The following is a 15753-nucleotide window of genomic DNA, read 5'->3' on the forward strand; positions in this document are numbered from 1 at the left end:
CGCCACAGGAAAAATAATACCCGTTAGGCGCGCAGCCGAGTTGGCTGCCACACTTGCAAGAGACTTAACGATGCACTCCATCCCAACCAACAGCCATCAGCTTAACTTCCGCAACCACCTGCTGCTGCCAGCGGTGCTATTTGTGCTAGTCATTGCCTTGATTGAACGGTTTCATGTCGATATGGCCTTAGGTCAATGGCTATTTCACCTTGAAGGCGGCAATGAAAACTGGCCCTTAAGAGGTCACTGGCTAACGGAAACTGTGATCCATCAAGGCGGGCGCTATTTCGTCATTCTGCTCGGCCTCGTCATCATAGGTTTAATGGTTGCCAGCATTAAGAAAGTCAATTTAAGGCCTTACAGAAAAGGGCTACTCTTCCTATTTATTAGTGTATTAAGCAGTGTGACCATTGTTAGGTTAGGTAAATCGCTCACCCATTTAGATTGCCCTTGGCATCTCAAAATATTTGGTGGTAGCGCCGATTATTACTCGCTATTCTCCGGAAAAATTGCAGCCGACTCTCCGGGTCAATGCTTTCCTGCTGGGCACTCTAGCTCAGGCTACGCCTGGGTAGCGCTGTACTTTTTTGCACTGGCTTATGCACAAAGATATCGCTGGATTGGCTTAGGCATTGGATTGGCGATTGGAATGATGTTTGGTATCGCACAACAACTGCGCGGTGCTCATTTTCTCTCCCATGACGTATGGAGCCTGGGGATCTCATGGTTTATCGCCGCTGGTTTTTACATTGTGATCTTTCGCCAACCAAAGCTTGCCACGACAACAATGGAGGCTCACCTTTCTGACATAGACCCCGTATAACGACCAATTTAGCCTTAACTTATCTGTTTAAGATCGCCATGAGGTGAAGTATGGGCCTGATGAGATACTTGGGCGACGCTATATTGGTCATCACCCCGACGCTTTGCGTTATACATCGCCATATCGGCCGCATGCAGCAAGGTATCGATATTGCTGCCATGCTCAGGAAATATGGCAATGCCGAGGCTGGCGTGGATCGTCAACTCAGGCTCAATTGACGGCAGCGGGTGTGAGAATTGATTGAACACACTACGGCTAATCTCTTTGGTTTGTTGCGCTAGGCTATTTTCACTAAATAGCCCCTCTATGACCATTACAAACTCATCGCCACCGATACGCGCAACCAGATCACCACTGCGTTTAACCTCTGTTAAGCGAGTTGCTGCGGTAACCAAGACTCGATCGCCAACCTGATGACCGTAGTTATCGTTGATGGCTTTGAAGTGGTTAAGATCAATAAAGATTAGCGCCACCCGCGTCTTATCATTACGCGCGCGCTCAATAGCCAACTGAAGATGTTGCTCCAACATCAGTCGATTAGGTAAGCCAGTTAATACATCATGATGGGCTAAACGGTGTAGTTGATGTGTCGATGCCTTTTCATCCGTGATATCCCGTACCACTCCCATCATTTTATTTATCTCACCCAAGCCATTTTTGACATAGTTACCCGTTTCTCTGATCCAGCGAACAGTACCATCGGGCCAGAGAATACGGTACTCCACATCGTGAATATCACCGGTTTCAATACTTTTCAACTCACCTGCTTTAACTAACTCTCTATCATCTGGATGGACTCTAGAATAGAAAAACTCATAACTTGGCGTTACTTCACCTTGTTCATAACCAAAGATGCCGTAGATTGCCTCAGACCAATAAAGGGTGTCGGTGCCAACGTCCCAATCCCAAGTGCCAATTTGCGCAAAATATTGGCTACGCTTAAAACGTTCGATATCCCCCAACATCTCATCGCTTGTTGATAAGGGGCGAACCAAGAATAGGGTCTGTGTATCATCGCGCATCAAGCGAGTAAAACTCAGCCGAGCATAACCTTCACACAGGCTCATACCATATTGACGTTCAGGGCTAGTTTGAGGAGAAAACTCATTAAAGTTCGCAATCCACTCGCCTAAAAAACGTTGCGAGAGATCGGCGCAGCAATCATCCAATAGCTGCTGCGCGGCATGATTGTGAGCTAAGAGATACCCGTCATGATCAACAGCCAATAATCCATCACTAATCGTTTGGCTGAGCGTCTTAAAGACCGTGGTACTGCCCACGGCTACGTCAGGAATACGCTTTTCAGCGTGCAGGTAGCGCCATCGCATCCTACCGACCATGATACTCAGTGCTACCACTAAACATCCCAATAACACTAAGGCCAGCTCAGTCACGCAAAAACCCCGATATTAATCGTAAACAAACGGCTGAACACCTATTGTTAACTACCGATAAACTTTCCATGTTAGCGACATCCCCTTTCACGATACCCAGTGTTGACCACAAAAGTGTGCAAGATAAAGTCATCATAAACTCACCCTAAACGCTTTACCAGTATAGTGCGCCTTCGTGTTATCTCGGGGCCATCAATGCTCCCCCTCAGCAAAGATTAGGCGTTATGAGCTGTAACGGGCATGACATCCATCAATTGCCGACCTAAAAAGCCGCCCACAATCATGGCTGTCACAAATAGCATAATACTGAAATCAAACTGAGCTAGATTCACGATGGCAGGGCCAGGACAGATACCCACTAATCCCCAACCTAGGCCAAATAACGCCGCACCTATGACTAGTGGCGCATCGATGACTCGCTTGGTCGGCAAATGATAGTGACTCTCGAATACGGGTCCTTGTTTCGCCAACGCTCTGGGTTTCACAACCATAAGATACACAGGTAGATACACAGCCAAGGCCGATGACATCACCAACATCAGGGACGGGTCCCACTGCCCGCTCGAGAGCAAGCTCAAATTAAGAAAACTGATCACTTTTGCTGGATCAGCAAGTCCCGATAACATCAAACCGGTGCCAAATAGTACGCCACATAACAGCGCCATCAACTTTTTCATATTAATATCCCCGCTGCCTAATGGAACACAATTGCGGTGATCACACCGACGAACATAAACACCAAGGTTGCCACAATCGAGCGTGGTGATAAACGGCCAATACCACAGATACCATGACCACTGGTGCACCCGCTGCCAATCGCACAGCCCAGTCCCACCAACAATCCAGACACTAGTAATATGGGCATTGAAATTGATAGAGCTGCAATATCGATAGGTTGGACATCAAATATGGCTTGCAGTGGTGGCCCCATGAGTAAACCACTTATCAGTAACCCACCAAGAAAATACCATTGCCAAGCAATCCCTTTGACATCACTTGGCTTTCGAGACCAAAGTGCCGCTGACAAAATACCGCTGATCCCGGCTATTCTGCCGTTAAGGACCATCAGTAATATGGCGCCTAAACCGATTAAGAAGCCACCGAATAACGCGGGGACGAAGGATGAAAACATCAAATACCTCTTTCATCTAGCATTGATTGAAAGGCGCCCAACGTAAAATGGACACCTTTGATATACGCTCTAGGCCTTGGCAAACTTATAAGTACGGTAACCACCAATCAGATTACGGGCCTTATAACCACAATTGACCAGCTGACGATAAGCGACGTTGCCTCGCAGGCCAACTTGGCAATAGATAACGATCTCTTTGTCTTTGGGTAACTCGTCCATGCGATCGCGTAACTCATCGACAGGGATATTGACTGCACCTTCTATGTAACCGCCATTTTTAAGCTCACCAGGGTTACGTACATCCAACAACAATTGATCATCGGTCAGGTTGTCGACTTCATCAAAATGAATCGCCATCAGGTCGCCTTTGAGTAGATTGTTGGCCACAAACGCGGCTTGATTAATCACATCTTTAGCGCTACCAAATGGCGGTGCATACGTCAGTTCTAAGTGCTGTAACTGCTCTACCGTCATGCCTGCACGCTGTGCAACGGCCATGACGTCGATACGCTTATCGATACCATCTTTGCCTACCGCTTGCGCGCCAAGGATCTTGCCTGAAGATGGGGCAAACAGTAGTTTAAAAGATACAATTTCTGCTCCCGGGTAATAGCTTGCATGGCTCGCCGTGTGCACATACACTTTTTGATAAGCGATATTAGCCCGCTGTAGTTGCTGTTCATTTTTACCTGTTGAAGCCACGGCTAAATCAAAAATCTTACAGATCGCCGTGCCTTGCGTCCCCTGATAGGTTTCATTGCGGCCAAACATATTATCCGCCGCCATGCGACCTTGGCGGTTTGCCGGGCCAGCTAGTGGCACCAGCGTTTGTTGCCCAGTCACAAAATCTTTATCTTCCACTGCATCGCCTACCGCGTAGATAGCCGGATCACTGGTTTGCATCATCTCATTAGTATGGATACCACCTAACTCGCCAATGTCGAGCCCTGCGGCGCGCGCGAGGGTTGTCTCAGGTTTTACCCCGATAGCCATGATTAACATGTCTGTTTTAAGGGTTTCCCCATTACTTAACGACAGCGCCAAATGACCCGCAATATGACGATGGGCTGTATCTTCACCGGCAGCATCGCTTTCAATGTGCGTCTGAGGCAGATACTCCACGGCAGACAGCGCGGTGCTTAAACGTAGATCGATCCCTTTTTGCCTAATTTCAACGTGGGCAAAGCCCGCCATTTCTCGGTCGATAGGCGTCATCACCTGCTGGGCGAGTTCTAACAAGGTGGTTTTAATCCCAAGCTGATGCAAAGACTCCATCATCTCTAAGCCAATAAATCCGCCACCAACAACCGTAGCATGCTCAACATTATTCATCTGAATAGTCTGAATAATACGGTCCATATCGGGGATATTGCGCAGCGAATGAGTCAAGGGGTTATCGATACCTGGAATCGGCGGAACAATGGGTGCAGCGCCAGGGCTTAATAGCAATACATCATACGATTCATCATACTCGGTACCATTAAGCAGGTTCTTGACCGTGACAGATTTTGCTTGGCGATTAATGCAGGTCACTTCATTCATCACTCGCACATCGACATTAAAACGCGCCTTAAAACTTTCTGGTGTTTGCAGCACAAGAGCACTGCGCTGAGTGATGTCGCCACCAATGTGATAAGGCAAACCACAATTGGCAAAAGAGACATACTCACCACGCTCAAACATGATGATTTCAGCGTCTTCACTGAGTCTTCTGGCTCTCGCAGCTGCAGATGCACCGCCTGCAACGCCACCAATAATAAGTACTTTTTTCATCTTAATGCCTCAACGTATCTGCCTGAAATCCTTAATGGCGGAAATTGTATTACATTCGCCATTACATGCAAATTTGTTTTATTAGAAAAATCTAAGTGAATGGGTGTTTTAGTGATCTTCATCCTAATATACGCAAATTATTAAACAGAAACTGACACATGAACCCCATTCATTAACTTCAGGTTAAACAATTCCCAACGGCACCACCTGCAAAAACAACATTGCTCTTTACAGGGCTCGCCCAGCCACATAAGATCCAGCCACTCTACGCAAAAGAAAGATACCTCAATGACCACAATTACAATTACTCGCCCTGACGATTGGCACGTTCATCTACGCGATGGCGATGTGCTAGCAGACACCGTAAGAGATACTGGCCGTTATATGGGCCGTGCGATCATCATGCCTAACCTCGTGCCACCAGCGACCAACGTTGAAAGTGCCATGGCCTACTATGAACGCATTAAAGCGGTGACCACCACTAACTTTGAGCCTTTGATGGTGCTGTATCTGACCGATAACACCACGCCAGAGGATATTCGTGCAGCAAAAGCGTCGGGCAAAGTTGTCGCCGCTAAATTATACCCAGCTGGCGCAACCACTAACTCAGATTCAGGCGTAACCGATGTGAAAAACATCTATCCCGTGCTTGAGGCGATGCAAGAAGTGGGCATGCTATTTTTAGTTCACGGTGAGGTCACTGACTCATCGATCGATATCTTCGATAGAGAAGCGATCTTTATCGAAAACACCCTAAAGCAAGTGGTACAAGACTTTCCATCATTGAAGATTGTGCTTGAGCATATCACCACCAAAGATGCAGTCGACTTTGTCAGCAGTGCACCAGCCAATGTTGCCGCAACGATCACCGCACACCACCTGCTCTACAACCGCAACCATATGCTAGCTGGTGGTATTCGTCCTCATTTTTACTGCTTGCCCATCTTAAAACGCAATACCCACCAACAAGCATTGCTGGCTGCTGCGGCCAGTGGCAACAAAAAATTCTTCTTAGGCACAGACTCGGCACCTCATGCTAAAGATCGTAAAGAAGCAGCGTGTGGCTGCGCAGGTTCTTATACTGCTCACGCCGCTATCGAGCTTTATGCTGAAGCCTTTGAGTCGGTTAACGCATTAGACAAGTTAGAGGCCTTTGCCAGCTTCAATGGTCCAGATTTCTATGGTCTAGCGCGCAACGCCGACACCATTACCTTAGTGAAGCGCAGCTGGGATGTACCTGCGACTTATCCCCTAGGTGGTACGGGTGTCGTCCCAATCCGCGCGGGTGAGCGCATCGACTGGCAAGTAGAAGATTAACCTCGCCAATCGCACCCATTAAGTTCACTCAAAAACACCGCCAATTGGCGGTGTTTTTTATTAATCTTCTTGGCTGGGCAACCAGATACGCACTAACAAGCCCCCCTGCTGACGATTATGCAGGCTTATCCGTCCATCATGGGCCTCGATGATCTCGCGACATAAAGGTAGACCTAAACCAGTACCCGACTGTTTGGTTGAGTAAAAGGGCAATAATGCCTGCGCCAAGACCTCAGGCGACATGCCACTACCACCGTCAGCAACCTCTATACAGACGCCCTCCATGCCGTCAGTTAAGGTCTGCTGCGCAATGCGCACCGAAATGTCCTCTACCGTTGACCCCGATTCATGGGCATTTTTAAGTAGATTAAGTAACACCTGCTCCAATTGAATTAGGTCTATAAAACCTGGAGCGTTTGGGAGTTCACCGACTAAGCTAAATTGAAAATGCTGCGCTAACTGCGCCATCAGTTTTTGCCAATCAACCCTACTCTTTTTCGGCAATGGAAGCTTAGCAAACCGGGCATAATTGAAAATAAACTGGCTAAGATGACTGGTTCTATCTTCTATCGTATCGAAGATAAGCTTAAGTTTCGCATTGTCCAATGGCTCGGTGATCTTACGTCCCGATCTCACCATGGAAGCGATGGGAGCCACCGAGTTATTCAGCTCATGACTGATGATGCGAATCACCTTCTTCCAAACCGCCACCTCTTGCCTATTTAGCTCTCGCGTCATCTGCTTTAATAAGATGAGATGATGGTATTGACCATTAAGCAGGAAACGTCCACGAGACAGATGCCAAGTCTCATCTTCGCCTTCCTCTTCTTCACTGGCTAAACTAAATAGCCCACCTTTAGGGCTGTTGATTGCATTGGCAAGTTCTTGGTTCATCCCTTCAAGCAACTCGGTCAAGCTCACCCCTTCAATACGCACGCCCTGATTAAATAGATGACGAGCGGCATCATTGGCGTAGATCACTCGCTGGCGATCATCAAGCAGTAACATCACGTTAGGTGAACTTTGAATCACCTTATCGAGCAGAAGCTCACGCTGATAGATGTATTGACGTTGTTGTCTTAATACGGCAGCCGACTCATTAAACAGTGTCGCCAGAGCCCGCAGTTGGCTATCCCCTTGAACAGGAATATGCACACTAAAATCATTGTCTTTAAAGTTAAGTAACCCCACCTCTAGCGCACTTAAACTGCTGGCCAATGACCGAGTCATCCAACGACTGAGTAACCAAGCAAACATCAAGCCGACCAAGAGGCTAGTGAGTATCAAGCCTAGACCTATCTCGCTGACTAAGGTTGGCGCAAAGTGAGACAGCAAGAGTATGAAAATCACCATAGCGCCTAAAGCTGCTACCACTGTCCCCAAGGTTAATTTATTGCGCAACGAAAGGCTCATTTTTCGATACCAAACTTATCCATGCGTCGATACAACGCCTGCCGGCTCAAGCCCAATGATTTAGCCACGCGAGCTATCACGCCATTATGCTGTGCCAGGGCTTTTTCAATATCCGCCCTTTCAGGCTCTGCCTGTTTAATGTCGCCGCTTTTGGGTTCAAACTCCTGAATCTTTTGCTCACTGCTTGCTGTCGTTTGGCTTGCAGATAAATGTTGTGGCGAAGGGCTTCCCCCGCTTAACGATGAGGAGTGATTGAGCTGTGATTTAAAACCAAAGTCGTCAATAGTTAACGTCGGGGAGTCAGCGAGAATAACCGCCCGTTTACAGGCGTTTTCGAGTTCACGCACATTACCTGGCCAAGGGTATGTCAACAGCGCCTGTTGAGTGGGTTTAGACAGAGAAAACGCTCGGCCAATAAAGTGGCTTACCAGAGGTAAAATATCGTCCTGACGTTGATTCAACGGCGGCAACGCCAACTCAATAACATTAAGGCGATAGAAAAGATCTTCTCTAAATCGACCAGCGGCAATGTCGTCAGCCAGATCAGCGTTGGTGGCACTGATCACCCTTACATTGACCTTGCGAGTCTGGTGACTCCCCAGCCGCTCAAACTCACCCGTTTGTAGCACACGCAGCAGTTTTACCTGACCCGACAACGGTAAATTTCCAATCTCATCTAAAAACAGCGTGCCACCATCGGCAGCCTCAAATCGGCCTATACGTGTCTTATTTGCCCCGGTGAACGCCCCGGCTTCGGCGCCGAACAGTTCAGCTTCGAGCAGCTCCATGGGCAGCGCGCCAATATTCACTTTGATGAACGGCTTATTTTGAAGGGGCGAGTTGGCATGAATAATATCTGCCAATTTATCTTTACCCGCACCGTTTGGCCCTGTGATAAGCACCGACACATCTGACTTGGCAATTTGCAGCGCCAGATCGATACAGCGCTGCATCGCTCCACTAGCAAAAATAATCCCACATAACTGTGCATCATTAATGACCGACATACGCTGATTTTCCGAGCGAGTCAGTTGGGTATTTTGCTTCGAGAGGGCATGCAAGGAGATCAGGTTGTTGACGCTAATCAGTAATTTATCGTCATCCCAGGGTTTACCCATATAGTCGGCCGCCCCCTCTTTTACCAACTCCACCGCCAACTCTAGCTGAGTCCATGCGGTTAGCAGAATAATAGGCAGCTTAGGTTGATGTTGGCGAATGTCGTAAAACAGGCGTTTCCCCTCCTCGCCCGAGGTGGTGTCTTGGGTAAAGTTCATGTCCTGAATCACTAAAGCGATCTCTTGTTCAGCCAAGAGCGTTAAAGCCGCCTCAGGAGAGAGGCAGCTTAGGGTATTAAATCCATGTAATTCGAGCATCAAGGAGAGTGCACTGCACACAGCCTGATTGTCGTCGACGATGAGAATCGTATCCATATTATCTAGTTATGCTCTTTGCCGTTCACGTGCAGAAAAGATAAAACTAACCGAAAGCGCTAAGCTTTTAAAGGCCAAGCTGCTTTCAATAAGTATTACAAGGCCGTAATCTTAAACGCTCCGCGTTGCCATAGCGGGAGAAATATTTGCCGCTTTTCTCGCTGGCAGCACCACTGCGACAGTGGTCACAAGTAGCAGCCCGAATATGGTCATGATAGGGTACAGCAAATTAAGCTGCGGCAGGTCGTAATGCTGCATCAACTGTTGGCCTAGTAACACAGCCAGCCCGCCTCCCAGCAATCCGCCAACCACGCATATGATGTAGTTTTCGGTCAAGAACAGGCTAAGGATATCGGCCTTGGTTGCACCTAAGGCGCGACGAGTTCCTATCTGCTTGGTGCGGCGCTGAATATTAAACATCACCATTCCTGTCAAACCTAGGCTGGTGATCAACAGCAGTAAAACTACCATCATAGATAACACGGTCACCATTAGCTGATGATCACGGTAGGAGCTCTCCTTTACCGCTTTAATCGACTGAAAATCATCAATCACACGATTTGGGTTTTCCTTAAGCATGACATCAGTGATTGCCTGCTTCAGTTCCGCATGATGCTGGGGCAATGCACGTACCAAATAAGAACGCCCCCCCCAATCCACATTTTGAATAACGCTGTACTCTAAATCGCCACTATCGATCCAGGCACCTTGCAGCTTTTCCACAACACCGATAATGGTTATCTGTGTATCCTCGCCTTCATATAACACTTTGCCCAGCGCCGATTCATTTGGCCAAGTCGCATCGGCCAACGCCTTTGATACGATAGCCAGCTTTCCACTGGCCGTGAGGCTAGTATTAATCTCATCGGGATAGAAATTTCGCCCATCAATCAACTTAAGCCCTAAGGTCTCTAAGGTATGCTCCGTTCCCAAATACATTGCAAACTGCGGCGTCGACTGTGCCGTTTCTGAATCGGGACCTAAATTAAGGGTGCTGGACCACCCGCTTCCGCTTAGCGGCAGCATATTGGTCGATGTTGCAGCCATCACATTAGGCAGATTGCGTAGCAACTGCTGATCAAGTTTATTCTGTGGTACACGTTCAATGCTTGGATCAAAGTTGTACATATTAAAAGTTAAGATCTCAGACTCAACAATACCTGAATCACGCTGCATCATTCCTAAGCGCTCATGGATAATAAAGCTGGCATTGGCGACTATAGCGACAGATAAAATAATCTGTAATAGCAACAAAACAGGACCGCTCTTACTGCGCATTAAGGTGCTTAGAATTGGTTTAATATTTAACATAGTAAGTCCCTTATTGGCTTTTTAAGTAAACACTAGGTTTAGTGCGACACACTACCCACGCCGGGTATAATCCCGCTAAAAGCGCAGTACCGACGGCGATACTAGGCGTAATAATCCACATACTCATCGATAAGTTTGTCAGGCCATCGGCTACATCAAATTTTGCTGACAAGCTGTAGAGCGCAAGCCAAGCCCAAAGTAAACCCAGTAAGCCTCCAAATAATCCAATCACGCCCACTTCAACCATATATTGAGCAAAAATTTGCCCACGACTGGCACCAATGGCACGCCTAACGCCGACCTCTGGTGCGCGCTTAAGAAACTTAGTTAACATCAACCCTAAAATGTTGACCAGACACACACATAGAAACAGGGCGCTCAGACCGACCAAAATTTTATTGTCTTCAGGCACGACATTATTCATCTCTAGCCACTTTGCAACATTAGATAGCTGCACCGAATCGGCTGCGGCTTTATCATCGGTAAAACGATTTAATTGTTTTTGCTGCTCAACATAGTGACTCAAAAAGCTTCGATAAGCCGAGCGAGACTCTTCGCTAGGTAAGTCGACCCAAAATTCCAACCACACCTTTTCAGAGTTCAAGCGAGACTGATAGCCCGTCATAGGTTCAAACTTCCAGCCCGATGAGTTCCCCCATACATCAAACTCTTCAATAGGTGTCAGTGAAAACGGAACAAATAGCTGCTCTGCAGGGTTAAATGCACCGTTTGATGGATCATAATATTTCGGTTGAGGATTCCACTCTTTAATCACCCCCACAACGTGATAAGGTTTACGGTTAAGATAAACTGTCTTACCTACGCTATTTTCACCACCGAATAGGTTCTGGTTAAGCTTTTCGCCAATAACCAATTGGTATTGTGGATCGCTATCAACAGATTTATCCCAAGCCCCACCATATAAAAACGGCACCGAAAACAAAGAGAAGAACCCACTGTCGGTGACCCTTATGCCTCGAAGAATTGGGACAAAATCAGGGTCATCGGTTTGCACTGCCGCACCAGTTCTAAACATCGCCGCTTGCGCTTTAGGAATATCTGACTGACGTAAATTCATCACATCTTGGTAGGTCACAAGAGCGTGATATTCATCCCAAGAGTTCACACCCTGGCTCCAAAGCTGAATGGCATTAAGCCTATCGCTTCGCTCACCAGCGGGATTAAACGACATCATGCTATAGACGTTAAGCGTCGTAATAGTGATGCCAATGCCGATTGAGATCGCCAGTACCATCAAAAGTGATAGCATTGGCGTCTTCTTAATGCTGCGCCACGCTAAATCAACGTAATATAAAAACATGCTTACTCTCCTTAGCTAGCCACTTTCTGTGCGGTTTGTGCCACATGTGCCTGTCCGCCTTGATAGAGAGTGAAGTCACAAACTTGACCATCGACAATCTGAATATTGCGCTGGGCGCGGCGAGCAAGCTCAGGATCATGGGTCACCATGATAATCGTGGTGCCTGCTTTATTGATCTCCTCTAAAAGCTCCATCACCTGACGAGCCATCAGACTGTCCAAGTTACCTGTTGGCTCATCGGCGAGGAGAAACCTTGGTTCGCCAGCCAAGGCGCGGGCAATCGCCACACGCTGCTGCTGACCACCAGATAGCTGGGAGGGCAGATGCTTCATTCGTGCTCCAAGCCCCACCTTGTCAAGTGCCTCTTGCACACGACGTTGTCGCTCCTTGGCACTAAAACCACGGTAACGCAGAGGCACTTCTACGTTCTCGGCAAGGTTAAGGTCTGGAATTAAGTTAAACCCCTGGAAGATAAAACCTATTTTCTCATTACGAATGGCTGCCGCTTTATTGTCACTGAGATTTGAAATATTCACGCCATCGAGGAAATAGTCGCCATGGGTAAAACCTTCGAGTAAACCTGCGATATTTAAGAAGGTGGTTTTCCCTGAACCTGAAGGCCCTGTCACGGCGACAAACTCGCCCTCATTTACTTCAAGGTTAAAGTCACGTAACGCATGGGTTTCGACTAAATCCGTTTTGAACACCTTGCTGATATTTTTCATGGTTAACATAGTTATTATTCCTTCATTATTTTTTTGCGTTATTCGGTGAATTAGTTCAGTAGCATCGCTAAGAAGCGATGCAATAGCTCAATCAGGGCTTGCAAAAACTGCATAAGAGAGCCACCAACTTTTGCCACATCAGGCAAAGACGATATCGGTTCTGCCGCCGCGTAAAAGCCTGATGCTTCCATAATATTGAGTCCAAGTAGAAACCAGTCAGCGGCATCTTGGGTATAAGTTTGCGTTGCCACCAATAGCAGTAATAATGCTAAAGCGGCGATAACGCGCTGTTGGCTAACTGGTCGGTAAATCGCTTTCATGTCTGCGCTCCTTAACGAACTAGCACTTGCTCGGCGTTTTTAAACAATTCGATACTTGATATCACCCACTCATCGCCCGCTTCGCCGCCTTCTAACACCTCAATATGACTCATGCTTCGAGCCCCTAGCGCGATGGCTGTACGCTGGGCAATATCATCTTGTAAGCGATACACCAAGCGACCACCGCCGCTGTTGATAAATGCACCACGTTTGACCATCAACACATCGGGACGATTTTCTAATAGCACTCGCGCCGAGAGTCGCTGATTCTGACGTAGATGCAGCGCCGAATCTTGTGCAAAGCGAACGCGAGTCGCCACCTCTCGATTACGCACCTCTGGTGAGATAGATGACAACTTCCCCATCACCATGACACCACCAAAATTCAATTCAACATCCATACCAAGACCCAGTTCATCGGCGTAGGTTTCAGGTACAGCAAGCTCAGCCTCAAAAGCGCTGAGATCCACAACAGTCAAGATAGGTTGACTCTGGGCAATACGGGCTTTTTGTTCGGTAAGCCAGTTTCCGATGATGCCGCCAACGGGTGCGGTAATGTTCAATGCAGTCACTTGACGCTGTAACTCAGCCACCACTAGCCCCTGACGATTGACTTCAGCGGCCTTATTCTTCAGTTCAAAGGTCAAGGTATCTTTCATCAGAGCGACCTCTTGCTGAGCATGGGCAAACAACAACTTGGCCTTATGAAGTTCATCCTTACCTTTTTCATAATCTATCTTGGAGATGAGACTGGTTTCGATCAGTTGATCGCCACGGCGACTCTCTCTATCGGCCGCTTCTAAATCCACCTTGGCCATATCCAGTGTTTGGTTGGCCTTTAATTGGCTACGGCGAGCATCGAGTTTGGCGCGGGCTAAAGAGCTTCTCATGCTATCTAGCAGCGACTCTTGTTGCTTAAGGCTATTGGTTAAGCTATGGCTCTCAATCGTCGCGACCACCTGCCCCTTTTCGACACGATCACCTGGGTTAGCAATCAAAGTGACAGTACCTTTTTCCGGGCTGTAAAGAACCGGGGCATTGGCGGCAACAATCTTACCTGTGGTAGCAACATCACGAACTAAGGTACCGCGCACTAAAGTGGCAAAACGCAGCTCACTGCGATCGATGGATTGGCTCACGCTACTGCCACTGACGCTGGCCCACACTAAGCCAGACAGTAGCAATATTGTGCTACCCAAAGTGACAGGCCATTTAAGGCGGCGCGCTAAGCTCGGCGCAATGTGCTTATCTTGTCCACTGGTATCTTTAATCATGATGCATCCCTAACAGTGTCCGTTACCAGACTGAATCTTCTTCTGACCGTTAGGGTTACAATTGCCATGCCAACTTTAATAACACATATTTAACAATTAGTTACAACAATACTGTCCGAGCAGATTGCGCTAGAAGTGTCCGCGGACACTCAGAATGTGTCCGCTTATCAATAAAATGTCCGCAAATAAAGATATGTACGACAAAATAGGAAGTAGACCGAGTTTCAGCTTAACGTTGAAACTCGGCGCAAGAGCAGATTTAGAAGGCTTGGAGAAAAATCCCTATTGCGGAAAAGAAGCCCACAAACCAGGATAAAGAGCGTAGTGTGCTCTTATCGATAAGGTAGAGAACGTGGTAAACCACACGGGCACCAACATGGATTAGTGCAAAAACTGCAACCGTACGATCAACTTTATCCAAAGCCATTGCCGTTACCGCTGCCAACCCAAAAATCAGCAAAGACTCAAAGGCATTTTGGTGACCTGCTAATGCACGAGCGCCAAAACCTGTCAGTTTAGCTTGTTGCGAGCGAGGATGGTCGTTGTCGTAGCCACCGAGCTTTGCCATGGCAACCGCGACAGGCCCTTTAGCCAAGTAGGGCAATAAGGCGGCAAACAGTAAACAGCTCAACAAAATCGTCATGTACAGACTCCTTGTGGTCAATAAACGTATAAATACGAGCGGAAGCTAGCGCGCTTTATCTAATGCTTGGCAAAGCGCCTCGACCCCTAAAATGGCTCGTGGTGCCGCGCGATGCAAGAGATCGGCATCAAGTTGATAAATATGTTGCTGTTTAACTGCCGGGATCTCTTGCCACTTTGACCAATCGATACCCTTGATATTGCCTTCATCTTGGCTTTGTAAAATGACCATAGGCTGCTTTAGCAGCACCGCTTCTAAGCTCACTTGCGGGTAGGCATTTTTTGCATCATTAAATACATTATCACCATGGCACACATCAATGATCTGCTGTATCCAGCTTCCTTGTGCCACCGTCATCAATGGCGTAGACCAGAGCTGATAAAACACTTTTATCGGCGCTTTACTCGCATTGGCTTGACGCACTTGCTGTAGCGAAGTGAGATAATCAGCGGCAACCTGTTTAGCCTTCAGCTCATGCCCTGTCAACGCCCCCAACTGTTGCAGTTCGTCGGCGACGGCTTCTAATGAGTTAGGGTCGCTATTAAACAGAGGAAAGCCCAAGCTTTTTAGCCTGTCTATATCCTCCTGTTTATTGCCACTCCCCCACACCACAATAAGGTCGGGGTTAAGCGCCACCACCTTCTCTATTTGGATACCATAGTATCCACCAACACGTTCAATAAACTGAGCTTCTTCTGGGTAGTCGGCGTGATCCGTGGTCGCTACAATCGACTCCCCAGCGCCAATGGCATACAGCATTTCTACCGCGTGGGGCGAGAGAGCAATAATGCGGCTAGCAGGCTGGGCGAGTAATGCGGTAGGGCAAAAAAGTAGCCCCAATAATATCCATTTATTCAACTTATCCTCACTGATCGGC

Annotated in this window: 15 protein-coding genes; 2 read left to right on the forward strand and 13 right to left on the reverse strand. The window is 47.6% G+C overall.

Annotated elements, in window-relative coordinates; translation table 11 throughout:
- Positions 1-70 precede the first annotated feature (70 nt).
- Positions 71-823 carry a phosphatase PAP2 family protein gene (locus BEL05_RS15175; protein WP_069671669.1) on the forward strand — a complete coding sequence of 251 codons (753 nt, stop codon included), beginning with the start codon at positions 71-73 and terminating at the stop codon, positions 821-823.
- A 14-nt stretch (positions 824-837) separates the two neighbouring features.
- Here BEL05_RS15175 and BEL05_RS15180 read toward each other — a convergent pair whose 3' ends face one another.
- The 4 genes from BEL05_RS15180 to BEL05_RS15195 form a co-directional block, all read right to left on the reverse strand.
- Positions 838-2217, reverse strand: a complete 1380-nt coding sequence (locus BEL05_RS15180) for a diguanylate cyclase domain-containing protein (RefSeq protein ID WP_069671670.1) — start codon at positions 2215-2217, stop codon at positions 838-840.
- Positions 2218-2432: 215 nt separating this feature from the next.
- Entirely contained in the window at positions 2433-2894 is a 462-nt protein-coding gene (locus BEL05_RS15185; protein WP_069671671.1) for a DUF6691 family protein, read from the reverse strand.
- 17 nt (positions 2895-2911) lie between these two features.
- Positions 2912-3349 (reverse strand): YeeE/YedE family protein, encoded by a 438-nt coding sequence (locus tag BEL05_RS15190; protein WP_069671672.1) that lies wholly within the window; start codon positions 3347-3349, stop codon positions 2912-2914.
- Between the two features lie 69 nt (positions 3350-3418).
- Positions 3419-5122: an FAD-dependent oxidoreductase gene (locus tag BEL05_RS15195; RefSeq protein ID WP_069671673.1), complete on the reverse strand. Its 1704-nt coding sequence runs from the start codon at positions 5120-5122 to the stop codon at positions 3419-3421.
- A gap of 288 nt (positions 5123-5410) precedes the next feature.
- Here BEL05_RS15195 and pyrC point away from each other — a divergent pair, with 288 nt between their 5' ends.
- Positions 5411-6439 (forward strand): dihydroorotase, encoded by a 1029-nt coding sequence (pyrC, locus tag BEL05_RS15200; RefSeq protein WP_069671674.1) that lies wholly within the window; start codon positions 5411-5413, stop codon positions 6437-6439.
- Positions 6440-6499: 60 nt separating this feature from the next.
- Here the strand turns inward: pyrC and BEL05_RS15205 are convergent, their stop codons facing one another.
- From BEL05_RS15205 to BEL05_RS15245, 9 genes are all read right to left on the reverse strand, one after another.
- Positions 6500-7792, reverse strand: a complete 1293-nt coding sequence (locus BEL05_RS15205) for a sensor histidine kinase (protein ID WP_245687009.1) — start codon at positions 7790-7792, stop codon at positions 6500-6502.
- Between the two features lie 56 nt (positions 7793-7848).
- On the reverse strand, positions 7849-9282 hold the full coding sequence (locus BEL05_RS15210) for a sigma-54-dependent transcriptional regulator (RefSeq protein ID WP_069671676.1): 1434 nt from the start codon (positions 9280-9282) through the stop codon (positions 7849-7851).
- A gap of 111 nt (positions 9283-9393) precedes the next feature.
- Complete coding sequence (locus tag BEL05_RS15215) at positions 9394-10593, reverse strand: ABC transporter permease (protein ID WP_069671677.1); 1200 nt, start codon at positions 10591-10593, stop codon at positions 9394-9396.
- A gap of 10 nt (positions 10594-10603) precedes the next feature.
- A complete protein-coding gene (locus BEL05_RS15220) occupies positions 10604-11914 on the reverse strand; it encodes an ABC transporter permease (protein WP_069671678.1) in 1311 nt (436 codons plus the stop codon).
- Between the two features lie 11 nt (positions 11915-11925).
- A complete protein-coding gene (locus BEL05_RS15225; protein ID WP_069671679.1) occupies positions 11926-12648 on the reverse strand; it encodes an ABC transporter ATP-binding protein in 723 nt (240 codons plus the stop codon).
- A gap of 41 nt (positions 12649-12689) precedes the next feature.
- Positions 12690-12959, reverse strand: a complete 270-nt coding sequence (locus BEL05_RS15230; RefSeq protein WP_069671680.1) for a hypothetical protein — start codon at positions 12957-12959, stop codon at positions 12690-12692.
- Between the two features lie 11 nt (positions 12960-12970).
- Positions 12971-14233 carry an efflux RND transporter periplasmic adaptor subunit gene (locus tag BEL05_RS15235; protein WP_069671681.1) on the reverse strand — a complete coding sequence of 421 codons (1263 nt, stop codon included), beginning with the start codon at positions 14231-14233 and terminating at the stop codon, positions 12971-12973.
- A gap of 259 nt (positions 14234-14492) precedes the next feature.
- Entirely contained in the window at positions 14493-14876 is a 384-nt protein-coding gene (locus BEL05_RS15240) for an MAPEG family protein (RefSeq protein ID WP_069671682.1), read from the reverse strand.
- Positions 14877-14921: 45 nt separating this feature from the next.
- Positions 14922-15734, reverse strand: coding sequence for a cobalamin-binding protein (locus BEL05_RS15245; protein ID WP_069671683.1), 813 nt, complete (start codon positions 15732-15734; stop codon positions 14922-14924).
- Positions 15735-15753 lie beyond the last annotated feature (19 nt).

Source organism: Shewanella colwelliana (genome assembly GCF_001735525.1).
GTDB classification, from domain to species: domain Bacteria; phylum Pseudomonadota; class Gammaproteobacteria; order Enterobacterales; family Shewanellaceae; genus Shewanella; species Shewanella colwelliana.